Source organism: Salinispora mooreana (assembly GCF_000379065.1).
GTDB classification, from domain to species: Bacteria; Actinomycetota; Actinomycetes; order Mycobacteriales; family Micromonosporaceae; genus Micromonospora; species Micromonospora mooreana.
This window is the reverse complement of the sequence record NZ_KB900614.1, coordinates 228,260-250,624: the sequence shown is the minus strand read 5'-3', so window position 1 is coordinate 250,624 and position 22,365 is coordinate 228,260. Positions and strand designations below refer to the sequence as shown.

Annotated in this window: 17 protein-coding genes and 1 pseudogene; 12 read left to right on the top strand and 6 right to left on the bottom strand. The window is 69.8% G+C overall.

Annotated elements, in window-relative coordinates; all coding sequences use genetic code 11:
- The first annotated feature begins 101 nt into the window (after positions 1 to 101).
- From SALPAC6_RS0101140 to coaE, 3 genes are all read left to right on the top strand, one after another.
- Positions 102 to 911, top strand: coding sequence for a class I SAM-dependent methyltransferase (locus SALPAC6_RS0101140; protein ID WP_018251607.1), 810 nt, complete (start codon positions 102 to 104; stop codon positions 909 to 911).
- Between the two features lie 389 nt (positions 912 to 1,300).
- Positions 1,301 to 2,782 (top strand): 30S ribosomal protein S1, encoded by a 1,482-nt coding sequence (gene rpsA / locus SALPAC6_RS0101135; RefSeq protein ID WP_018251606.1) that lies wholly within the window; start codon positions 1,301 to 1,303, stop codon positions 2,780 to 2,782.
- 163 nt (positions 2,783 to 2,945) lie between these two features.
- The gene (coaE, locus tag SALPAC6_RS0101130; RefSeq protein ID WP_188115263.1) at positions 2,946 to 3,926 is read left to right on the top strand and encodes a dephospho-CoA kinase; all 981 of its coding nucleotides are present in this window, start codon (positions 2,946 to 2,948) and stop codon (positions 3,924 to 3,926) included.
- 61 nt (positions 3,927 to 3,987) lie between these two features.
- On the opposite strand, the gene SALPAC6_RS0101125 is transcribed toward coaE, so the two are convergent.
- Complete coding sequence (locus tag SALPAC6_RS0101125; protein ID WP_018251604.1) at positions 3,988 to 5,421, bottom strand: hypothetical protein; 1,434 nt, start codon at positions 5,419 to 5,421, stop codon at positions 3,988 to 3,990.
- Between the two features lie 355 nt (positions 5,422 to 5,776).
- On the opposite strand from SALPAC6_RS0101125, the gene uvrB reads away from it, so the two are divergent.
- Positions 5,777 to 7,879: an excinuclease ABC subunit UvrB gene (gene uvrB, locus SALPAC6_RS0101120; RefSeq protein ID WP_018251603.1), complete on the top strand. Its 2,103-nt coding sequence runs from the start codon at positions 5,777 to 5,779 to the stop codon at positions 7,877 to 7,879.
- 276 nt (positions 7,880 to 8,155) lie between these two features.
- On the opposite strand, the gene SALPAC6_RS0101115 is transcribed toward uvrB, so the two are convergent.
- Positions 8,156 to 8,455: an antibiotic biosynthesis monooxygenase family protein gene (locus SALPAC6_RS0101115; RefSeq protein WP_018251602.1), complete on the bottom strand. Its 300-nt coding sequence runs from the start codon at positions 8,453 to 8,455 to the stop codon at positions 8,156 to 8,158.
- Positions 8,456 to 8,905: 450 nt separating this feature from the next.
- On the opposite strand from SALPAC6_RS0101115, the gene SALPAC6_RS0101110 reads away from it, so the two are divergent.
- Together SALPAC6_RS0101110 and SALPAC6_RS0101105 are read left to right on the top strand one after the other, a co-directional pair.
- Positions 8,906 to 9,904, top strand: a complete 999-nt coding sequence (locus SALPAC6_RS0101110; protein ID WP_026189217.1) for a TerC family protein — start codon at positions 8,906 to 8,908, stop codon at positions 9,902 to 9,904.
- 205 nt (positions 9,905 to 10,109) lie between these two features.
- Positions 10,110 to 10,907: a tyrosine-protein phosphatase gene (locus SALPAC6_RS0101105; RefSeq protein ID WP_018251600.1), complete on the top strand. Its 798-nt coding sequence runs from the start codon at positions 10,110 to 10,112 to the stop codon at positions 10,905 to 10,907.
- A gap of 52 nt (positions 10,908 to 10,959) precedes the next feature.
- Here SALPAC6_RS0101105 and SALPAC6_RS0101100 read toward each other — a convergent pair whose 3' ends face one another.
- Complete coding sequence (locus SALPAC6_RS0101100) at positions 10,960 to 11,808, bottom strand: serine hydrolase (protein ID WP_018251599.1); 849 nt, start codon at positions 11,806 to 11,808, stop codon at positions 10,960 to 10,962.
- 69 nt (positions 11,809 to 11,877) lie between these two features.
- Positions 11,878 to 13,746 carry a translational GTPase TypA gene (gene typA, locus SALPAC6_RS0101095; RefSeq protein ID WP_018251598.1) on the bottom strand — a complete coding sequence of 623 codons (1,869 nt, stop codon included), beginning with the start codon at positions 13,744 to 13,746 and terminating at the stop codon, positions 11,878 to 11,880.
- Between the two features lie 152 nt (positions 13,747 to 13,898).
- On the opposite strand from typA, the gene SALPAC6_RS0101090 reads away from it, so the two are divergent.
- Complete coding sequence (locus SALPAC6_RS0101090; RefSeq protein ID WP_018251597.1) at positions 13,899 to 15,314, top strand: DedA family protein; 1,416 nt, start codon at positions 13,899 to 13,901, stop codon at positions 15,312 to 15,314.
- Positions 15,315 to 15,371: 57 nt separating this feature from the next.
- A complete protein-coding gene (locus SALPAC6_RS25215; protein ID WP_018251596.1) occupies positions 15,372 to 15,779 on the top strand; it encodes a transglycosylase SLT domain-containing protein in 408 nt (135 codons plus the stop codon).
- 44 nt (positions 15,780 to 15,823) lie between these two features.
- Here SALPAC6_RS25215 and SALPAC6_RS0101080 read toward each other — a convergent pair whose 3' ends face one another.
- Positions 15,824 to 17,950 carry an MMPL family transporter gene (locus SALPAC6_RS0101080; RefSeq protein ID WP_018251595.1) on the bottom strand — a complete coding sequence of 709 codons (2,127 nt, stop codon included), beginning with the start codon at positions 17,948 to 17,950 and terminating at the stop codon, positions 15,824 to 15,826.
- A 156-nt stretch (positions 17,951 to 18,106) separates the two neighbouring features.
- Here SALPAC6_RS0101080 and SALPAC6_RS0101075 point away from each other — a divergent pair, with 156 nt between their 5' ends.
- Complete coding sequence (locus SALPAC6_RS0101075) at positions 18,107 to 18,619, top strand: MarR family winged helix-turn-helix transcriptional regulator (RefSeq protein WP_018251594.1); 513 nt, start codon at positions 18,107 to 18,109, stop codon at positions 18,617 to 18,619.
- 4 nt (positions 18,620 to 18,623) lie between these two features.
- Positions 18,624 to 20,279, top strand: coding sequence for a CocE/NonD family hydrolase (locus tag SALPAC6_RS0101070; RefSeq protein WP_018251593.1), 1,656 nt, complete (start codon positions 18,624 to 18,626; stop codon positions 20,277 to 20,279).
- A gap of 106 nt (positions 20,280 to 20,385) precedes the next feature.
- On the opposite strand, the gene SALPAC6_RS26860 is transcribed toward SALPAC6_RS0101070, so the two are convergent.
- A complete protein-coding gene (locus tag SALPAC6_RS26860; protein ID WP_223874456.1) occupies positions 20,386 to 21,231 on the bottom strand; it encodes an FG-GAP repeat domain-containing protein in 846 nt (281 codons plus the stop codon).
- A 285-nt stretch (positions 21,232 to 21,516) separates the two neighbouring features.
- Between SALPAC6_RS26860 and SALPAC6_RS30915 the strand changes: the two are divergent.
- Positions 21,517 to 21,711, top strand: a pseudogene (locus SALPAC6_RS30915) (IS5/IS1182 family transposase); the annotation flags it as partial.
- Positions 21,712 to 21,976: 265 nt separating this feature from the next.
- The gene (locus tag SALPAC6_RS29885; protein WP_020493526.1) at positions 21,977 to 22,360 is read left to right on the top strand and encodes a transposase family protein; all 384 of its coding nucleotides are present in this window, start codon (positions 21,977 to 21,979) and stop codon (positions 22,358 to 22,360) included.
- Positions 22,361 to 22,365: the final 5 nt, after the last annotated feature.

Genomic DNA, 22,365 nt, shown 5'->3' with positions numbered 1-22,365 from the left:
TGGAGCGCGCCGCCCATGCTAGGCACCGCCACCGTCGGGGTCTTGGACGAAAACGACGGCCGCTGCGCGCGGGGGTTGCCACGATCCGTACCGTTGGCAGGATGCAGCAGTCCGAACCGGCGGTCACCCGACGTGTGGTGTCAGCGGCTGAGGGGCGGGCGGCGAGCCGACGGTGGTGGGACCACGACGCCGACAGCTATCAGGCGGAGCACGGCGCGTTCCTCGGGGATGTTGATCTTGTGTGGTGTCCCGAGGGGCTACGGGAGGCGGAGGCGAGGCTGCTCGGTGCCGTTGGTGGGACTCGGCTCCTGGAGCTGGGCTGTGGCGCGGCCGCGGGCTCCCGCTGGCTGGACGGGCAGGGGGCAAAGGTTACGGCGCTCGACCTGTCCGCCGGCATGTTGCGGCAGGCCCGGCTGGCCGCCGAGCGCTCGGGCGTGCGGATCCCGCTCGTGCAGGCTGATGCCCTGGCGTTGCCGTTCGGGGCGGGCGTCTTCGATACCGTACATTCCGCGTTTGGTGCGGTTCCGTTTGTCGCGGACTCGGCGACGTTGATGCGCGAGGTGTTTCGGGTGCTGCGACCCGGCGGAGCCTGGGTCTTCGCGGTTACCCATCCGTTGCGCTGGGTTTTTGTGGATGACGCCGGCGAGGACGGTCTGGTTGTGGTGCACTCCTACTTCGACCGTCGCCCCTACCTGGAAGAGGACTCGGCGGGAGTGCCGACCTACATTGAGGCGCACCGCACCGTCGGCGATCGGATCCGGGAGCTGAGTGCGGCCGGCTTCGTCCTTCGCGACCTGGTGGAACCGGAGTGGCCGCCGGGGCACGAAGAAACCTGGGGTCAGTGGAGCCCGTTGCGGGGCCGGCTGATCCCGGGGACCGCCATCTTCGTCGCCGAGCGGCCCGCCACCTGATGACCCAGCGACAGAAGCATGGTCTTGGCAATAGGTGGGCGAGGGTGCGGCCTCGGTGCTGCCGGGCGCGTCCGCTGGGTGGTGCCGGTGGGGGCGGTGTGATTCGGGTGGCAGGTCGGGCGCGTTATTCGACGATAATCCGCTTTCGCAGGTGGCGCGATGGTGAGCGGGTGGGAGGCCTTGCACGCTGTGGTAATGCAGAGGGTAGGCTAGACGACGCGCTCGCGGATTGTGTGCCTCGGTAGGGAGCAGGTGCGCGGTCGACGGAGCCACATCATGATCCCGCGCAGTGATCGTACGGTGTGTCCGGCGGCGGGTCCGTCTGCGCGAACAGGTCACCGCGGCTCACATCCGTGATGACACACCATCCGACCGGAGCAACCGCCCACATGACGAGCAGCATCGAGGCCCCCTCGAGCGCCACCAAGGTCACCGTCGACGATCTCGGAAGCGAAGAGGCTTTCCTCGCCGCGATCGACGAGACCATCAAGTACTTCAATGACGGCGACATTGTCGAAGGCACCGTCGTCAAGGTCGATCGGGACGAGGTCCTGCTCGACATCGGCTACAAGACCGAGGGCGTCATCCCCTCTCGGGAGCTGTCGATCAAGCACGACGTGGACCCCGCCGAGGTCGTCTCGGTCGGTGACCACATTGAGGCCCTTGTTCTCCAGAAGGAGGACAAGGAGGGGCGGCTGATCCTCTCGAAGAAGCGGGCGCAGTACGAGCGCGCCTGGGGCACCATCGAGAAGATCAAGGACGAGGACGGCGTCGTCCGTGGCTCGGTTATCGAGGTGGTCAAGGGCGGCCTGATCCTCGACATCGGGCTGCGCGGCTTCCTGCCGGCCTCCCTGGTCGAGATGCGTCGGGTGCGGGACCTCCAGCCGTACGTCGGCCGTGAGCTCGAGGCCAAGATCATTGAGTTGGACAAGAACCGCAACAACGTGGTCCTGTCCCGCCGGGCCTGGCTCGAGCAGACGCAGTCTGAGGTGCGCACCGAGTTCCTCAACAAGCTGCAGAAGGGGCAGGTCCGGAAGGGCGTTGTCTCCTCGATCGTCAACTTCGGTGCCTTCGTTGACCTGGGCGGCGTGGACGGCCTGGTACACGTCTCAGAGCTCTCCTGGAAGCACATCGATCACCCGTCCGAGGTGGTCGAGGTGGGCCAGGAGGTCGAGGTCGAGGTCCTCGACGTCGACCTGGACCGCGAGCGGGTCTCGCTGTCGCTGAAGGCGACCCAGGAGGACCCGTGGCGTCAGTTCGCCCGCACCCACGCGATCCAGCAGATCGTGCCCGGTAAGGTCACCAAGCTGGTGCCGTTCGGTGCGTTCGTCCGGGTGGACGACGGCATCGAGGGCCTGGTCCACATCTCCGAGCTGGCCGAGCGCCACGTGGAGATCCCGGAGCAGGTCGTCCAGGTTGGCTCCGAGGTCATGGTCAAGGTCATCGACATCGACCTGGAGCGGCGCCGGATCTCGCTGTCGCTCAAGCAGGCCAACGAGGGCTTCGTCGAGGGCGAGGAGCACTTCGACCCGACCCTCTACGGCATGGCGGCGACCTACGACGCCGAGGGCAACTACATCTACCCCGAGGGCTTCGACCCCGAGACGGGCGAGTGGCTCGAGGGCTACGAGAAGCAGCGCGAGACCTGGGAGCAGCAGTACGCCGAGGCGCGTCAGCGTTGGGAGGCGCACCAGAAGCAGGTGCAGGCATCCCGCGCCGCCGACGCCGAGGCTGCGGCCAACCCGCCGGCCGTCGGCCCGACCACCACGACGACCGCGGCTCCGAGCCGGCAGGCGGAGGAGCCGTCCGGCACCCTCGCCACCGACGAGGCGCTCGCCGCCCTGCGGGAGAAGCTCGCCGGCGGCAAGTGATCCGAGGGCTCTGGGCCGCCCCGCGGCGAGCCGGAGCCGTACTGACAACGGGCCCCGTCTCGGCGATCGACAGATCGTCGGGGCGGGGCTCCGCCGTTTCTGCCGACCGGGGTGAGCCGGGACCGGTGTGGCGTGCTGGCGGCTGATCCGGTTGACTGGTCCGGTGTTGATGGTGGGACTGACCGGTGGGATCGGGTCGGGCAAGAGCGCCGTAGCGGACCGACTGGCGGGGCTGGGCGCGGTGATCGTGGACGCCGACCAACTCTCCCGCGAGGTGGTGGAGCCGGGCACCGAAGGGCTCGCGGAGATCGTCGCCACCTTTGGTGATCGGGTGCTCGGCCCGGACGGGGCGCTCGACCGGGCGGCGCTCGGCTCCCTGGTCTTCGCCGACGAACCGGGCCGCCGCGCCCTGGAGGCGATCATCCACCCACGGGTCCGGACCCGTACGGCCGAGCTGGTAGCCGCGGCGCCACCCGACGCGGTCGTCGTCAACGACGTACCGCTGCTGGTCGAGTCCGGGCTCGGGCCCACGTATCACCTGGTGGTCGTGGTGCAGACGGCCCTGTCGATCCGATTGGAGCGGCTGACCCGCGACCGGGGGATGGCGCCGGCCGAGGCACGGCGGCGGATCGCCGCGCAGGCCGACGACGCTCAGCGCCGCGCAGCAGCGGACGTGTTGCTGACCAACGACGGAACCCGCGACGAACTGCACCGCGCGGTCGACGCGCTCTGGGCCGACCGGTTGCTGCCCTACGCGGTCAATCTTCGCGACCGGCGGGTCGCCCAGCCGCCTCGATCCGGGCGCGTCGAGGCCGACCAGACCTGGCCCGAGCAGTACGCTCGGCTGGCCGCCCGGATCCACCGCGCTGTCACCCCAGCCGACCTGCGGATCGACCACATCGGCTCGACCGCGGTGCCAGAGTCAGACGCGGTGGACGTGATCGATATCCAGCTCACCGTGCCGCGCCTCGGTGACGCGGACGGAGCGTTGGCCGAACAGCTCGCGGAGGCGGGGTTTCCCCGGCTCCCCGAGACGGGGCGGGACGCGTCACACCGGCCGGAACGGGTGCACGGCAGTGCCGACCCGGCGCGCCCGGTGCGCGTCTATGTCCGGGAGGCGGGCTGGCCCGGCGGACGGCCGTGACGGGCTCGCGGCGGTGACGCGTTGCGCCGCCCGGGGTCGGTGTCGGTGTGCGTCGAGGGGGTCAGCTGGCGGCACCGTCCTCGAATGTGAGGTCCACCTGCGCCCAGGTCCCGGCTGCCGTTGGGAGCTGGAGCCGGTGGGGGAGCCCGGAACGGTCGAGCCAGTAGCGAATCGGTTCGCCGGCGGCCGCCACCACCTCGACCACGTCGAGTTCGGTGTCGCCCAGCAGATCGCTCCGAATCCGCCGCGCCGTGCTCGCTTCGGCGGGGGTCGTCGCGCTCAGCGCGGCGTCAAGCAGGGCAGTAAGCCCGGCGTCGGGAGCGGGTTCCCAGCCGGCGGTGGGGACGGGCAGCGGTGGCAGCACGGGGTCCACGCTGGCGTTGACGGTTGCTGGTAGCTCGGTCTGGGTGGTGCGCCCACGTTCGTGCCGGAGCAGGGTTCGCCGACGTGGGGAGTCAAGGTCATCCACCGCGAGGTATGCGCTGCGTCGGCTCCAGTTGATCCATCCCGTCCCGCGAAGGTTGGTTGCCGAGCCGAGCGGTGCGGTGAGCGTGGCGCGTGCCTCGCGCGCGGCGCGGAGTTGGGTGGGGAGTGACGCCAGGCGGCGGCGTTCGGCAGTGTTAAGCGGTCGGGGGGTGCCGGCCTGCCCACCGAGGGCCGCCACCGGACGTAGCGACGGTCGGTCGGCGCGGTTCAGCCGTACACTGACCGGGCCGAGGTCGGGGAGCTGGGCCTCCAGTCGGTGTAGCCGCGCCTCCCGATCCACCCACCAGTGGACCTCGGTGGCGGGCGGGGTTGGTGCGCCGGGTTGGGCCGGCGGTAGCCCGGCGGCGAGGACGTCTGCCCCGTCGGCGCTGGCAATCCACCGTGCCGTCTCCCCGGCCGGTGGGTCGACCCGGTCCGTGGCGAGCGCGAAGAGTAGGTCGAGCAGCGGCCGGAGACGGTCGGCAGCCGGCGGGCCCGCCAGCCGCCATCCGTCGGCGGGGGGTACCAGAGGCGGGGGCGCCGGTGCCGGGGGCACCGGGGTGGTGGGGTCCGGGCGGAGCAGCAGCACTGCGGGCGTCGCCTGGAGCAGACCCCGTTGGGCGTCCACACCCGGACCACCGAGATCGAGGTAGAGCAGCGGTCGGGACCAGTCGACCCAACCGACCAGATCGGTCCGGGCGGCTCCGGTCCCCGCCGTCAGGTGCACACCGGCTCGTAGGTCGCGGTAGTTGGTGACCCGTACCGCGGCGAGTCGGGTTTGCTCGTCGGCGGTTGGCGGGCGGGATGGCTCGGTTGGGTCGGGTACCCAGCTCAGCCCGAGGACCAGTGCTGTGGCGGCGAGCAGGGCAACCGAGGCGAGCGTACGGAGGATGGTCAGACGGCGGCCGGTGACCCGGGGGAACTGGCCGGTCTGGGTGTCGTCGGACGTGGTCGAGATGGGCCGGGTGTGGGGCGGGAGCCGATGCCGGGGGGTGCGGCGGGAACGGCGGGTGCGGGCGGAGGACTCCACGGGATGTTGAACGGAGTCGGCCGGTCACTGGTGACGCGGATGTGCGCTCGCGGCGGCCGGCGCGGATGCGGTACGACGACACCGCCGACTCCTGACGCGGATGTGCGCTCGCGGCGGCCGGTCAGCGCGGTCAGCGCGACCACGTCGGGTGCGCACGCCGGAAGCGGGTGCTGCGACCACGTGCCGGGGGTAGGGGGGCCGTCCTGGGCCCGGTGCCGGCCCGGTCGGCCGCCGCGAGCGGCCTACCCGAGAAGCGTAGCTCGCCAGCTGGGGGCCGACAACGAGAATATCGAAGCTGATCACCGAAGGTCGGTAGTCGTCCCGGAGTGTCGGCCACCGAGCGTACGGTGGGGCCATGGCGCTCGACATTCCCCGGCTTGACGGCCGTTTCCAGGTCGTCAGTGACTTCCAGCCGGCCGGCGATCAACCGGCCGCGATCGACGATCTGGAGAAGCGGGTCCGGCGTGGCGACCGGCACACGGTGCTGCTCGGTGCGACCGGCACCGGCAAGAGCGCCACCACAGCGTGGTTGATTGAGCGGCTGCAGCGCCCGACGCTCGTGTTGGCGCCGAACAAGACACTCTGTGCCCAGCTGGCCAAGGAGTTCAGCGAGCTGCTGCCGAACAACGCGGTGGAGTACTTCGTCTCCTACTACGACTACTACCAGCCCGAGGCGTACATTCCGCAGACCGACACCTACATCGAGAAGGACTCCTCGATCAACGAGGAGGTGGAGCGGCTGCGCCACTCGGCCACGATGTCGCTGCTCACCCGCCGCGACGTGGTGGTGGTCGCCACTGTCTCGGCGATCTACGGCCTGGGCACCCCGGAGGAGTACCTGGACCGTGCCGTCCGGGTGGTGACCGGTCAGGAGCTGGATCGCGACCAGCTACTGCGCCGACTGGTCGACATTCAGTACGCCCGCAACGACATGGCCTTCCAGCGGGGCACATTCCGGGTGCGGGGTGACACTTTGGAGATCATTCCCGCCTACGAGGAACTGGCGGTCCGGATCGAGCTGTTCGGGGACGAGGTGGAGCGGCTCTACTACCTCAACCCGCTCACCGGCGATGTGGTCCGGGAGGTCGACCACTTACTGATCTTCCCCGCCACGCACTACGCGGCCGGGCCGGAGCGCATGGAGCGGGCGATCCGTGACATCGAGGCTGAGCTAGGTGGGCGGCTGGCCGAGCTGGAGCAGCGGGGAAGCCTGCTGGAGGCGCAGCGGCTGCGGATGCGGACGACGTACGACATCGAGATGATGCGGCAGGTCGGCTTCTGCTCCGGCATCGAGAACTACTCGATGCACATCGACGGCCGGCTGCCCGGCAGTCCGCCACACTGCCTGCTCGACTACTTTCCGGACGACTTCCTCACCGTGGTTGACGAGTCGCACGTGACAATCCCGCAGATCGGCGGGATGTACGAGGGCGACGCGTCCCGCAAGCGGATGCTGATCGACCACGGCTTCCGACTGCCCAGCGCCGCCGACAACCGGCCGCTGCGCTTCGACGAGTTCCTGGAGCGGGTCGGCCAGATGGTCTTCCTGTCGGCCACCCCCGGCTCGTGGGAACTGGAGCACGCGCAGGGCGAGTATGTGGAGCAGGTCATCCGACCGACCGGCCTGGTCGACCCGGAGGTGGTGATCAAGCCGACCAAGGGTCAGATCGATGACCTGATGCACGAGATCAAGTTGCGTACCGAGCGCGATGAGCGGGTGCTGGTCACCACGTTGACGAAGAAGATGGCCGAGGACCTGTCGGACTACCTCCTGGAGAACGGCATTCGGGTGCGCTATCTGCACTCCGAGGTGGACACGCTGCGTCGGGTCGAGCTGCTGCGGGAGCTCCGTAAAGGTGACTACGACGTGCTGGTCGGCATCAACCTGCTACGGGAGGGGCTCGACCTGCCGGAGGTGTCGCTGGTCGCCATCCTCGACGCCGACAAGGAGGGTTTCCTGCGCAGCGGCCGGTCATTGATCCAGACGATCGGGCGGGCGGCGCGTAACGTCTCCGGCCAGGTGCACATGTACGCCGACAAGATCACTCCGTCGATGGCGGAGGCGGTCGGGGAGACCAACCGGCGCCGGGCCAAGCAGATCGCGCACAACGAGGCGCACGGCATCAGTCCGGAGCCGCTGCGCAAGAAGATTCATGACATTCTCGATGACATCTACCGGGAGGCGGAGGAGACCGACACCCGGGTCGGTGGAGCGGCCCGGCAGCTCTCTCGGGGCAAGGCGCCGGTGAAGGAGGCCCGTAGCCGTAGCCGAGCCGCCGCCGGGCCGGCCCGGGAGGGAATGGCCCGTTCGGAGCTGGCTGAGCTGATCCAGGAGCTGAATGGCCAGATGCTCGCCGCTGCGCGGGAGTTGCAGTTCGAGTTGGCCGCCCGAATTCGCGACGAGATCTCGGAGCTGAAGAAGGAACTGCGCGGGATGGACGCCGCAGGCGTGTCGTGACCCATCAGCGTTGTTGACCGTCGTCACCCGCCCCCCGATCAGCCGGTATCTCTACGGCGACGGGGTGTCACGCCGCTGGTCGCCGGGCCGGCGGCGTGCACTCGGGTGCGAACGGCGCGACCAACCGGACCCGGTGCCCCCGAGCGCATCGGGGCCAGCGGTCAGCGCGTGTGGGGATACCGTAAGCGCTGGGTGCGACATCCTTGGTCGCGCCCAGGTCAATGCTTGGTCACCTGTCGACGGGCCCGGCCGTTGGGGTACCGGTCGTCCGGGCAGTCATCGTCCGCCCGGCACGTCGGTGAAGTGTTCGACCCGCGGCGGATCGGCGAAGTGCGGGCTGATCAGCTCCCGCCACCGGGCAAACCGGTCGGAGGCACGAAAGTTCTGTTCGTGCGCCTCGACCGAGTCCCACTCGACCAGTAGGACAAACCGGGACGGGGACTCGACGCCGCGAGTCATTCGTACCGAGCGGCAGCCGGGCGTGTCGGCCAGCACCGGGCGTCCCTTGGTGTATGCGGCTGCGAAGGCGTCCTCATGTCCTGGCAGCACGTCGATCAATGCAACTTCGAGCACCATGTGAGCAGCTTCGCACGGTGGCGGAGCCGGCCCACCGTCCGGGTAGTCACGATCGCCAGGGGCCAACCGGGCCGTCTACCATCAGCCCGGGCTTCTCGGTCTTCTCGGTGGGGCAGCTCGACAGCCTCCCGAACGGTACCTTCGCCCGCACGCCTCACCGCTGTGACCAGGCAGTTGGCGGGCGTGCAGGGGACACCGCCCGCCCGACGTGCGGTGGCTCCGCACGGTGGGCGACAATGAACGGCGGAGGGGAGTATTCCCCCGCGATGGAGTCGTCAGCACGGTCGATTGCCGAACCCGGTACTTGACCCGGCTCCGTCGGTCGTCGCCCCGGCAGGGGCGGTGGCGGAAGAGACCTCCGACAGTCACCATAGTCGGCGTCATCGGCACACCCACCCCCTTCCGGGCGTACGGTGCGCCGATTGTTGCGTGTCTGCCGGAGGTTGAGCCTTGGACGTGTCCGGACTGGTGTGGGCGGGGACGCTCGTCGCACTGACCGCGATTCTCATCATTGATCTGTTGATCATTGGTCGTCGCCCACACGAACCCAGCATGCGGGAGTCGAGTCTCTGGGTCGGTTTCTACGTCGCCCTCGCACTGGTCTTCGGTGCGGGAATCTGGCTCGTCTCCGGGCCGAGCGCGGCGGGGCAGTTCTACACCGGTTGGCTCACCGAGTACAGCCTGTCGGTGGACAACCTCTTCGTCTTCGTGATCATCATGGCTCGTTTCGGTGTGCCCCGGGTCTACCAGCAGAAGGTCCTGCTCATCGGCATCGTGCTCGCGTTGTTGATGCGTGGTGGCTTCATCGCCGCCGGCGCGGCGTTGATCTCCCAGTTTTCGTGGGTCTTCTACATCTTCGGTGCCTTCCTGATCTACACGGCGATCAACCTCGCTCGACAGGGCGATTCGGATGAGGATGACTTCAGTGAGAACGTCCTGATTCGGTGGAGCCGCCGGGCGCTGCCGATCTCGCGGGACTACGACGGCGCGAAGCTCACCACGTACGAGCACGGGCGAAGGGTGTTCACCCCGATGCTGGTCGTGATGATCGCGATCGGCACGACAGATTTGATCTTCGCGCTCGACTCGATTCCGGCGATCTTCGGTATCACCCAGGAGGCGTACCTGGTGTTCACCGCGAACGTCTTCGCCCTGATGGGCCTGCGGCAGCTCTACTTCCTGCTCGGTGGCCTGCTGGACCGGCTGATCTACCTGAGCCACGGCCTCGCGGTGGTACTCGGCTTCATCGGCGTCAAGCTGGTGCTGGAAGCCTTGGCCGACAACAGCCTGCCGTTCGTCAACGGAGGCGAGCACGTCGGGTGGGCCCCACACATTCCGATCTGGCTTTCGTTGACGGTCATCCTGGGTACCTTGACGCTGGCGACGGTGGCAAGCCTGGTGAAGTCGTCCCGGGACCAACGTCGGAACCTGGTCCAGGTCCGCGACTGAGGACCGACCTTGGAACCTGGTCCAGCTTCGCGGCGCAACGGCCCGCCGCAGCCGGTGCCACCACCGCCGTGCCGGGGTGTACCGCCGTGATCGTCATCGGGCACCCTGGAGGAGACTGGCGGGCGATTGGAGACTGCGTGGACGAGTGGCCCTCTGTGGCGGGTGTGCGGGCGAGTGGGGCTCGCAGGCGGAGCGGAATACCGGTATGACCGGTCGGGAGTTGGCGCTGGTGGGCGCGCCGAACGCACGTGACCTCGGCGGTCTGGTCGGCGCGGGGGGCCGTCGGGTGCGCACCGGGGTGCTGCTGCGTACCCCGGCGCTGGGGCGGCTGACTGACGAGGACCTACCGGTGCTGGCGAAGCGTATGCCGGCCTGTGTGGTGGACCTGCGGGACGCCACGGAGGCGGCGGTGGCCCCGCCGGACCGGCTGCCGGGGGAACCTCAGGTGATCCACCTGCCGGTGTACGACGTGGCGCATCCGGTCTTCACCTACGTGTCGGCGGTGCTGCTCGGTCACGACCTCAGCGCGTATGCGGAGCTGGCGCAGGAGGGCACTCCGGCGGCGATGCGATCCATCTACCGCTGGTTCGTGACCGGGGAGTCGGCCCGGGCCGGCTACGGTGCGGCGGTGCGATTGGCGGCGGAGGCGGCGAACCTGCCCCTGCTCTACCACTGCTCGGCCGGTAAGGACCGCACCGGCTGGTTGACGGCGGTGCTGCTACACGCCCTCGGGGTGGACGAGGCCACAATCCGGGCGGACTACCTCGCCAACAACGCGCTCACCGAGAGCCTGCGGGAGGTGCTCCTCGCCGGGATGCGTCGGCGGAGCCCGGCGTTGGACGTCACCGTGGTGCGACCGGTGCTGGAGGTACGCGACGAGTACCTTGACGCCGGGTACGACGAGGCGCGGCGGGTGTACGGGTCGTTCGGGTCGTACCTGCGTGACGGGCTTGGGGTGAACGACGAACTGGTGGCGGCGTTGCGGGCGCGGCTGCTGGAGTGACCTACCCCGTGGCGGGGCGAACTGGTGCCCTCCGAAGCGGCGGCGCCCCGGCTCAGCCGAGCCGGTGGCGGTGGGCGAAGGCACGGGCGGAGATGTCGGCGATGAGCTGACAGGCATCCTCGTCCGGGCGGTGGTCGGGGTGGTCGCCGGTGCTGCAGACGGCGAGGACGTACGGGGGCGCGTCGTCGGGGTAGACGACCCCAACGCTGTGCCGCACACCACGTACCCAGCCGTTCTTGTGGGCGATCCGGGTGCCGGCGGGCAGGCCGGCGGCGAGATCCTCGCGGTGCTCCTGAGCGACGAGGATGTCGAGCATGGCGGCGCAGCTCTCCGGTGTGGCCAGTGGGCCGGGCCGGGTGGCGCCGCGCGCCAGGCCGCGCAGGAGTGCGGCGAGGTCGGCGGTGGTGACCAGGTTGGTGATGCCGGCCGCACGGGCGGCAAGGTCCTCAATTCCGCGGCCGGTGCTGCTGTGCCGGGCTCCGGCCCGGGCCCAGACGTCGGCGACGGCCGGCAGGCCGACCTGGTCCAGGAGCAGGTTGGTGGCGAGGTTGCTGGATCGGACAATCATGCGTTCGGCCAGCCAACATAGCGGGGCGGTACCGCCGAGTTGGTCCCAGACGTCGTCGTCGGTGTGGACGGGGCGGGTGCAGGAGAACCGAGCGGCGCCGGGTTGGGCCGAGTCGAACTCGTTGCGGACCGGTACGGCGGTGTCCGGGGCGAGGCGCCCGGCCTCCAGGGCGCGGTAGAGCGCCACCAACACGGCCACCTTCATCGTGCTGGCCGCGTAGTGGGTGGTGTCCGGGTGCCGGGTCCAGGTGGGGGTGGCGTCGAGACTAGCCAGGTAGGCCGAGACGGTGCCGGGCATCCGGTCGAGGTGCGCATCGAGACCGGCGAAGATCACCTACTGAGGGTAGCTGGTAGGCCGGGGCGCCCTCCGCGCGTCTCGCGGTGTCGGCGCCCCGGCGTAGCCTCAGCTGGAGTGCTTGCGGCGGGCCGCCGCCCGGGCCCGCTGCGTCTGGTCGAGCAGCACCTTGCGGATCCGCACCGCGGCCGGGGTCACCTCAACGCACTCGTCCTCGCGGCAGAACTCTAGGGCCTGCTCCAGGGAGAGCTTGCGGGGCGGGATCAGCTTCTCCGTCTCGTCGGCGGTCGACGAACGCATGTTGGTGAGCTTCTTCTCCTTGGTGATGTTGACATCCATGTCGTCGGAGCGGGAGTTCTCTCCGACGATCATGCCCTCGTACACCTCGGTGCTCGGCTCGACGAAGAGGGTGCCGCGTTCCTGCAGGTTCATCATCGCGAACGAGGTGGCGGTGCCGGTCCGGTCGGCGACCAGTGAGCCGTTGTTGCGGGTCCGGAGCTCGCCGAACCAGGGCTCGTACGCCTCGAAGACGTGGTGCAGGATGCCGGTGCCCCGGGTCTCGGTGAGGAACTGGGTGCGGAATCCGATCAGACCCCGCGCCGGGACCAGCCACTCCATCCGGATCCAACCGGTGCCGTGGTTGACCAACTGCTCCATCCGGCCCTTGCGGGTGGCCAGTAGCTGGGTGATCGCGCCCAGGTACTCCTCGGGCGCGTCGATGGTCAGCCGCTCCACCGGCTCACAGGTCTTCCCGTCGATTTCCTTGGTGACGACCTGCGGCTTGCCGACGGTCAACTCATAGGATTCGCGGCGCATCTGCTCGACCAGGATGGCCAGGGCCAGCTCGCCGCGGCCCTGTACCTCCCAGGCGTCGGGCCGTTCGGTCGGCAGGACCCGTAGCGAGACGTTGCCGATCAGCTCCCGGTCCAGCCGGTCCTTGACCATCCGCGCGGTGACCTTGGCGCCCTTGGCCCGGCCCACCAGCGGGGAGGTGTTGGTGCCGATGGTCATGGAGATGGCCGGCTCGTCAACGGTGATCAGCGGTAGCGGCCGTGGGTCCTCCGCGTCGGCGAGCGTCTCCCCGATCATGATCTCCGGGATGCCGGCGACGGCGATGATGTCACCCGGCCCGGCGGAGTCGGCCGGCTTGCTCTCCAGGCCCTCGGTCATCAGCAGCTCGGAGATGCGTACCCGCTGGCTGCTGCCGTCGGTGCGGCACCAGGCGACGGTCTGGCCCTTGGTGATCGTGCCCTGCCGGACCCGGCACAGGGCGAGTCGGCCGAGGAACGGCGAGGCGTCGAGGTTGGTGACGTGCGCCTGGAGCGGGGCCTGCTCGTCGTACGTGGGCGGCGGGATGGTGTCGAGCAGGGTGCGGAACAACGGCTCGAGGTTCTGGCTGTCCTGGGGAACAGCGCCGTCGGCGGGCGGGGTGAGGGAGGCGAGTCCGTCGCGGGCGCAGGCGTAGACGATCGGGAAGTCGATCTGTGAATCGTCGGCGTCCAGGTCGAGGAAGAGCTCGTAGGTGTCGTCCACGACCTCCTTGATCCGAGCGTCGGGGCGGTCCACCTTGTTGATCACCAGGATGATCGGCATCCGCGCCCGCAGGGCTTTGCGGAGCACGAACCGGGTCTGCGGTAGCGGGCCCTCACTGGCGTCCACCAGCAGCACGACCCCGTCAACCATGGTGAGGCCGCGCTCCACCTCACCGCCGAAGTCGGCGTGCCCCGGGGTGTCGATGATGTTGATGGTCACCGGGTCGGAGCCGTCGGCTGGCACGTACCGCACGCCGGTGTTCTTTGCGAGAATGGTGATGCCCTTCTCGCGTTCGAGATCCATCGAGTCCATCACCCGCTCGGTCACCTCGCCCCGGGCGCCGTAGGCGCCAGCCTGCCGCAACATGGCGTCAACCAGGGTGGTCTTGCCGTGGTCGACGTGGGCGATGATGGCGACGTTGCGGAGGTCGGTGCGAAGCTGCATGCCTCCATCCTTCCGCCTGCACGGATCCGGCGCGGCGTCGGGGTCATCTCGGGTCTTCCCAGGCCGCCCCAGGGGTATCCCGGATCTCTACCGAAACGCCTGTAACTCGCGATCGACCGCTGGCAAGCTGACCCCTGTGACCAGGGGCATGGGTGGATGAGCTGGTGAACCGGCTGCAGGAGCTGCCGCCGGGGCTGATCCTGCTGGTCGCGGCGTTGATCGTGGCCGCGGAGACGGCGCTCGTCTTCGGGTTGTTGATGCCCGGGGAGGCCACTCTGCTGCTGGTCGGATTCCTCACCCACACCGGAACCCTGCCGCTGGGGCCGGCGCTGCTGGTGATGATCGCCGCGGGTGTGCTGGGAGATGCGGTGGCGTTCCGGGCCGGTCGCCGGTACGGACCCCGGCTGCGTGCCAGCCGGTTCGGTGCCCGCATCGGGCCACACCGGTGGCGCCGCGCGGACGCGATGCTCGGAAAGCTGGGGGGCCGCGGGGTCTTCACCGGCCGCTGGGTGGCCTTCGCCCGGACCCTGGTGCCCCGGCTGGCCGGAGCAGGGCAGATGCCGTACCGACGGTTCGCGCCCTGGAACCTGGGTGGGGTGGTGACCTGGGTGGGGGGCTCGGTGATCGCCGGACACCTGGCCGGCGAGTCGTACGAGACGGTCTCGCACCTGCTCGGCCAGGCCACGGGCGCGGTCCTGGTGCTGCTCGGGGCGGTGCTGGCGGTGCTGCTGGCCGGGCGCTGGCTGGGTCGAAACCCGGATCCGGTACGGGCGCTGCTGTCCCGGGCGAGCGGCCTGCCCCCGGTGCGAGGCCTGACCCGTCGCTACGGTGCGCTGTTCGGCCTGCTCGCCCGGTCCCTCGGTCCGGGGTGGACGTTGCTGCTGAACCTGGCTGCCGGCCTCCTGCTGCTGTTCCTGGCGGGGCTCGCCGTTGCCTGGGGGCTCGGCGTGGTGGTCCGGCGCAGCGGGCTGTCGGTGGTGGACGGCGCCGTCGCGGACTGGTTCGCCGCCCGTCGTACGCCGGAGGCGGTGGAGGTGGCGCTGGCCGTGGTTTCGGCGCTGCGCGGCCCGGTGGTGATCCTGTTCGTGTCGGTGGTGGCGGCGGGGGTGGCCTGGCAGCAGCGACCCTGGCGGGCGGACCTGCTCAGCGTGCTGGGCACCGTCGGCGCGTGCATGCCGTTGGTGGTGCTGGCGGTCGCCGCCGACGTGGTCCAACCCGACCGGTCCGGCCCGCCGGTGTTGTTCCCGACCCAGACCGCCGTGATCGCCGCGAGCCTGTGCACCCTCGCCTGGCTGCTGTCCCGGGGTGCCCGTTGGCCGGTCGCGGTCGCTGCCTGGACCGGCGCTGCCGCCGGGGTGGTGGGCGTTGGTGGCGCCCGGCTGTACCTCGGCCTGAGCACCGCCAGCAGCGCGCTCTCCGGGGTGCTACTGGGGGTGGCGTGGACGGCCGTGTTCATGGTGGCGTGGGTGACCCGGGACCGGGCGGTCGGTGTGGCCCCGGACGCCGTTGACTCGCCGGGTCCGGCGGCAACCGAGTCGCGCCCGCCGCAGGGGGTCTCCGGCGGGTGACGCGCCGAGCCGGAGTGCCGCACCTCCGCACCGGACATTCGGATTCCGTCGGCTCTGGTGAAGGCGACGGCGTGGCAGGAGAGCGGCTGGCAGTCCACGATCGTCGCCTGTGACGGCGGCATCGGGTTGATGCAGGTGATGCCCGCGACCGCCGACTGGATGAACCAACGGTTCGGGCAGCGCTACGACGTGTGGGACCACCGCGACAACGCCTATCTCGGTGCGAACTACCTGGCCTGGCTGACCAAGTACATCGGCGACCTGCACTTTGACGGCGACTACCGGCTGGCCGCCGCGCTGTGCTCGGCCGAGGTGAGCTCGTGCCTGCTCAACGCGGTGATCGCCAGTTACAACTACGGCCACGCTGCGGTGGCGAGCGGGGAGGGAGCGATCACCATCCCGAATCCGCGCTATGTGGGCAACGTGCGCGTTCTGATGACCGAGTGCGTCTGTCTCGCCCACTGACGGTTCGGGCGCCCGCCCACCCGGAGGCGCCCGAACGAGGGTCGTCAGTCGTGGGCGGAGACCGGCGCCGGTGTGGCCGGGGTCTGCCTGTGGGCCACCGCCGGCGGGCGGCCGGGCCACCAGAACCGGTCGCCGAGCAGGAACACGAGGGCGGGGACCAGCACCGTCCGGACGAGCAGGGTGTCGAGCAGGACACCGATGCAGACGATGACTCCGATCTGGGTGAGCAGGATCAGCGGGAGCACGCCGAGGACCGCGAAGACCGCGGCGAGTAGCACCCCGGCGCTGGTGATGACGCCGCCGGTAACCCGGAGCGCCGAGAGCATCCCGTCGCGGGTCCCGGTGCGGCGGGCATCCTCCCGGGCCCGGGTCACCAGGAAGATGTTGTAGTCCACCCCGAGGGCGACGAGGAACACGAACGCGAGCAGGAGCACGCCGCTGTCCAGTGCGGGGAAGCCGAGGACGTGGTCGAAGAGCAGCCACGCCGCCCCGAGGCTGGCGAAGAACGATGCGATCACGGTGAGTACCAGCAGCACCGGGGCCAGCAGGCCGCGCAGCAGCAGCACCAGGACGGCGGCGACCAGCAGCAGAATGATGGGCAGGATCAGCCGCAGGTCCAGCGTGTTGGCCTCGGCGGTGTCGTAGCCGGCGGCGACGGCGCCGCCGACCAGGGCTCCGTCGACGGGGCCGGTGCCGGCAACCGCGGGTGGGGCGGAGTCGGGTACCGCGCCGACCGCTGTGCGCAGCTCCCGTACCGCCCGGTCGGAGGCGGCGGTGCCGGGTTCGGCGGTCAGCACCACGTCGACCTGGGCGATGGTGGCGCCGGTGCTACCCGGGCGGGCTGAGGCGACACCGGGCACCGCGGCGGCGGCCGCGGTGACCGCATCAACGGCGGCCGGGGTGGTGAGCACCGCGACCGGTTGGGTGGTCCCGGCGGGGAACGCGGTGGCCAGGGTCTGCGCTCCGGCGACCGCCTCCGGTTCGACCCGGAACTGCTCGGTTTCCGACAGCCCGGTGCGGATGCCCAGGCCGCCGAGGGCGAGACCGGCCAGCAGCAGCGTCGCCAGGATCGCGACGGAGGCCGGGCGGCGCAGGACCACGCTGCCGAGCCGGCCCCACAGGCGGCCTTCGGTGACCGCGCTGCCGAGGCGCGGGACGAACGGCCAGAACAGGCCACGGCCGAAGAGCACCAGGGCGGCCGGGAGCACGAAGAGTGCGGAGAACATGGCGAACACGACACCGGTGGCGCAGGCCACGGCGAGCGCCCGGTTGTTCTCCTGCTCGGACAGCAGCAGGGTGAGAACGCCGAGGACGACGGTGGAGCCGCTGGCCAGGATGGGTTCCGCGGTGCGGCCCAGGGCGGTTCGCATCGCCGTGAAGCGGTCCGCCTCGCGGCGCAGCTCCTCCCGGTAGCGGGCGATCAGCAGCAGCGCGTAGTTGGTGGCGGCGCCGAAGACGAGGACGCTGGCGATGCCGGTGACGGCCCCTGACTGCAGGTTGATCCCGACCGCCGGAACGATCGTCTCGATTGCGCGCAGAGTGAGCTGCTCGGTGGCGGCGACGACCGCCAGCGGCACCATCCAGAGGACCGGGCTGCGGTAGGTGACCAGCAGTAGCAGCGCCACCACGGCGGCGGTTACCGCCAGCAGGGTGGTGTCCGCGCCGTCGAAGACCCGGGTCAGGTCGGTGGTGAAGGCCGGTGCCCCGGTGACCTCGACGGTGAGGGCTGCCGGGGTGTCGGCCAGCGCGGCTCGCAGCTCGTCAATGGTCTCGACGGTTCGCTCCTGCCCCTCGGCGGCGGAGAGCGGCACGGCGATCAGGGCGACCGAGCCGTCCGGGGCGACCTGCGGTGGCGGCACCTGCCCACTGACCGCGAACCGGCGTACTTCGTCGACCTGCCCGGTGATGGTCCCCCGGTCGGCGGCGGTGAGCGCTCCGCCGTCGGCGCGGCTGAGGACGACGAGAGCCGGCTGGACCTCGCTGGCAGGCAGCTGTTCCTGGAGCCGCTCGACCTGGGTGGACTGCCACTGGTCGGAGAGACCGGTGGCGGAGACGGGGGCGGGGTTGTCGGGTTTCGGCAGCCCGAAGACGGCGGCGCCGAGGACGATCGTGGCGAACACGGTGAGCCACGCGGCCCACCTGCCCCGGGCGACGTGGGTGAAGACGGACATCGTTTCCTCGTGGGCTCGACGGGATGACGGCTCGGTAATTCACGTCGAGAATACGCGACTGCCGAGTATCTCGATAAACGAGATTATCGGTCTCTCCGCTATGCTGCAACCACATCACCAGGACGAGGAGAAAATCGGGACGTGGCAGGTCAGGGCATGTACCGGCGACGCGACACCCGGCGCGAGCAACTGATCGCGGAGATCGCCAACGAGCTCCGGCGGTACGCGGTGGACGCCCAACATGTCGGCCATGCCTTCGCCAACCTGCACGGACTCGGTGCCACCGACCTGCAGGCCCTGATCGCCGTCATGGACGCCGAACTGCACGGCGACCCGATCACCCCAGGTCGCCTCGGCGAACAACTCGACCTCTCCTCCGGGTCGGTCACCGCCCTCCTCGACCGGCTGGAACGCGCCGGCCACGTCCGCCGCGACCGCACCTCCACCGACCGACGTAAGGTCCTGGTGCACTACGCCGACCGTGGCGCCGAGGTGGCGAAGGAGTTCTTCCAACCGCTCGGCCGCCGGACCGACGCGGTGATGCTCGGCTTCACCGACGACGAGTTGGAGACCGTCCACCGTTTCGTCACGGCCGTCCGGGCCACGCTCCGCGAACACCGCGACGCGGTCCGGGCCGCCCGCCCCGAGCCACGCCGGGCGAACGGCTGAGGCCGTGCTCGCGGCGCTGACAACCCGGGCAGCCACGGCCGTGTTGCGCCTGCCGCCACCGCGTACCCGCCGGGTCAGGCTGACCCGAGACATCCCGGTCCGGGCTCGCGACGGCGTGTCGCTGCGCACCGACCACTACGCCCCGGACCGCCCGGCCGCGCCCACGGTGCTGATCCGCACCCCGTACGGGCGGGGTGGGCCGATGCGGCTGCTCGGCCGGCTCATCGGCGAGCGGGGCTACCACGTGGTGATCCAGTCCTGCCGGGGCACCGGAGGCTCCGGCAGCCGGTTCGACCCGCTGGTACACGAGCGCGAGGACGGCCTCGACACCCTCGACTGGCTACGGCGACAGCCCTGGTGGAACGGCGAGTTCGGCATGTTCGGGGCCAGCTACCAGGGCTTCGTCCAGTGGGCCGTCGCCGCCGACGCCGGGGCGGACCTTCGGGCGATGGTCGCGGTGGTGACCGCCTCCGGCACCCGCGACTCGACGTATCCGGGTGAGTCCTTCGCCCTGGACACCGTGCTCACCTGGGTCGAGCTGCTCCAGGCGCAGACCGTCGGGTGGCTCGCCCGGCAGTGGGAACTCCGGCGTGGCCAGCCCCGGCTCGCCGCCGGCCTGTCCCACCTGCCGTTGGCCGAGGCGGACCGGGTTGCCACCGGCGTGACCGTGCCCTTCTTCCAGGAGTGGCTGCGCCACCACACGCCCGACGCGGCCTACTGGCAGGCCCGGGTTTTCGGCGACCGGCTCGCCGAGGTGCACGCCCCGGTAGCCATGGTCGGTGGCTGGCACGACATCTTTCTCCCCGCCCAGCTGCGCGACTTCGCGGCCCTGCGTGCCGCCGGTGCCGCGCCCCGGCTCATCGTCGGGCCGTGGACGCACGGCAGTCCGGGGCTCTTCGTCGCCGCGCTCCGCGACGGACTGGACTGGCTCGACGAGCACCTGGGTGGCTATCCGGGGCGCGCTCGTGCCCCGGTCCGCCTGCACGTCGGCGGCCCCGGCGGCGGTTGGCGGGAGTTGCCGGACTGGCCGCCCCCAGCCACGCCGACTCCCTGGTACCTACACCCGGAGGGCGCGTTGCGTGCTGCGCCGTCGCCCGCCTCAGCCCCGGACGGCTTCTGGTACGACCCGGCCGATCCCACCCCCTCGGTGGGGGGTCCGCTGCTGGTGGCCCAGCAGGCCGGCAAGGTGGACAACCGGCCCGTCGAGGCCCGCTCCGACGTGCTGACCTGGACCAGCGCGGTGTTGACGGCGGCAGTGGAGGTCATCGGACCGGTCCAGGCCGAGGTCTTCGTCCGCAGCGAGCTACCTCACCTGGACGTTTTCGTGCGGCTGTGCGATGTGGACCGCCGGGGTCGCTCCTGGAACGTCTGTGACGGGCTGGTCCGGGTCAGGCCGCCCGCCTTCTCGCCCGACCCGACGGGCGCGGTCCGCGTCGCGGTGCCGTTGTGGCCGGTGGCCCACCGGTTCGCCGCCGGTCACCGACTGCGGGTGCAGATCTCCGGCGGGGCCCACCCCCGGTATGCGCGGAACCCCGGCACCGGCGAACCGCTCGGCACCGCGGTCACCCTGCGCGCCGGATGGCGGGAGATCCTGCACGATCCGCAGCACCCGTCGGCATTGGTCCTGCCCATTGCACGGGACGTGCCGAGCGAGTTGTAGGCCTCAGGTGGGTGGGCGGCCGGCCAGTTTCTGGCCTGGCCGCCGCCCCAAACGTGATCTCTAACCACTGCGGCGGGAGTCGCCGCCCGGCAGGTTAAAGGTCAAGTTAGAAGAGTCGTGGGAACGACGAGATGGTCCAGCCGCCGCCGACGATGTATGAGTTGGTGAATAGTTTGTTGTCGGCGGTGAGGTCGCCGGTGGAGGGGAAGATGCGGAGTTGGCCGGCGGTGTTGTGGTTCATGATGTCGGTGCGGCCGTCGCCGTTGAAGTCGCCGGTGATGATGCGTGGGAATGCTGAGGTGGTCCAGCCGCCGCCGACGATGTATGAGTTGGTGAATAGTTTGTTGTCGGCGGTGAGGTCGCCGGTGGAGGGGAAGATGCGGAGTTGGCCGGCGGTGTTGTGGTTCATGATGTCGGTGCGGCCGTCGCCGTTGAAGTCGCCGGTGATGATGCGTGGGTACGACGAGGTGGTCCAGCCGCCGCCGACGATGTATGAGTTGGTGAATAGTTTGTTGTCGGCGGTGAGGTCGCCGGTGGAGGGGAAGATGCGGAGTTGGCCGGCGGTGTTGTGGTTCATGATGTCGGTGCGGCCGTCGCCGTTGAAGTCGCCGGTGATGATGCGTGGGTACGACGAGGTGGTCCAGCCGCCGCCGACGATGTATGAGTTGGTGAATAGTTTGTTGTCGGCGGTGAGGTCGCCGGTGGAGGGGAAGATGCGGAGTTGGCCGGCGGTGTTGTGGTTCATGATGTCGGTGCGGCCGTCGCCGTTGAAGTCGCCGGTGATGATGCGTGGGTACGACGAGGTGGTCCAGCCGCCGCCGACGATGTATGAGTTGGTGAATAGTTTGTTGTCGGCGGTGAGGTCGCCGGTGGAGGGGAAGATGCGGAGTTGGCCGGCGGTGTTGTGGTTCATGATGTCGGTGCGGCCGTCGCCGTTGAAGTCGCCGGTGATGATGCGTGGGTACGACGAGGTGGTCCAGCCGCCGCCGACGATGTATGAGTTGGTGAATAGTTTGTTGTCGGCGGTGAGGTCGCCGGTGCCGTGCCAGCCACGGAGCGTCCCACCGGGATTCTGGTTGATCAGGTCGGGTATGCAGTGAACTGATCTCAGCGACGCGAAGGTGTTGATTGGTGCGACACGGGCGAAAGCGATGAGATCGGACGGTGCTGGAAGTGGGCGTGGGGCCCTCGGTAGGTAGTTCTCACCACAAGATCACCCACACGGTGAGGACCCCACGTGATCGCATATCGTGCCACGGCCGACGTCCCCAGGGAACTCGTGCAGTACCTCGGCCGGCTGCTGGCCGCGCAACGCAACGCCAAGGGGACACGACGCGACACTCGCGCGTTGACCTGCTTCCACCAAGCGCTCCTGGTGCTCGTCTGGTTCCGTAAAGGCGAGGACGTGACCCTGCTGGGCGCCGGGTTCGGGATCTCCCGCGCGACCGCGTACCGGTACCTGGCTGAAGGCGTCACGGTGCTGGCCGCGCAGGCCCAGGATCTGCACGCGGCCCTGCGCCGTGTCGCCGACGACGGCTGGTCGTACGTGATCCTGGACGGGAAACTGTTCGACTGCGACCGGGTGGCTGAAACCACCGTCAGCGTCAAGGGCGACACGATCGACGCCTGGTATTGCGGCAAGCACCCGCGACTTCGGCGGAAATGTTCAAGCGATCATGCGTCCGGATGGACTGCCCGTGTGGACCTCCGAGGTGATGCCGGGGCACCTACACGACCTCACCTGCGCCCAAGTGCAGGGCATCACCGCCGCCCTGAACTGGGCCGCTTCCGAACTCGACCTGCCCACCCTGGCCGACTCCGGTTACGAAGGCGCAGGCCAAGGCGTCAAAGTCCCGATCAAGCAACCCACCGGCAGGCAACAACTCGCTCCCGACAACCGCGCCTACAACCGGCTACTACGCGGACTGCGCTGGCAGGGCGAACGGGGCTTCGCGATCCTGACCGGACGCTGGAAAACCCTCCGGCGCACCACCGCCAGCCCACGCCGGATCAGCGACATCGTCGCCGCCGCACTTCACCTGACCCACTTCGAGTACAAGTACCTACCGCAAAGTCGCTGAGATTA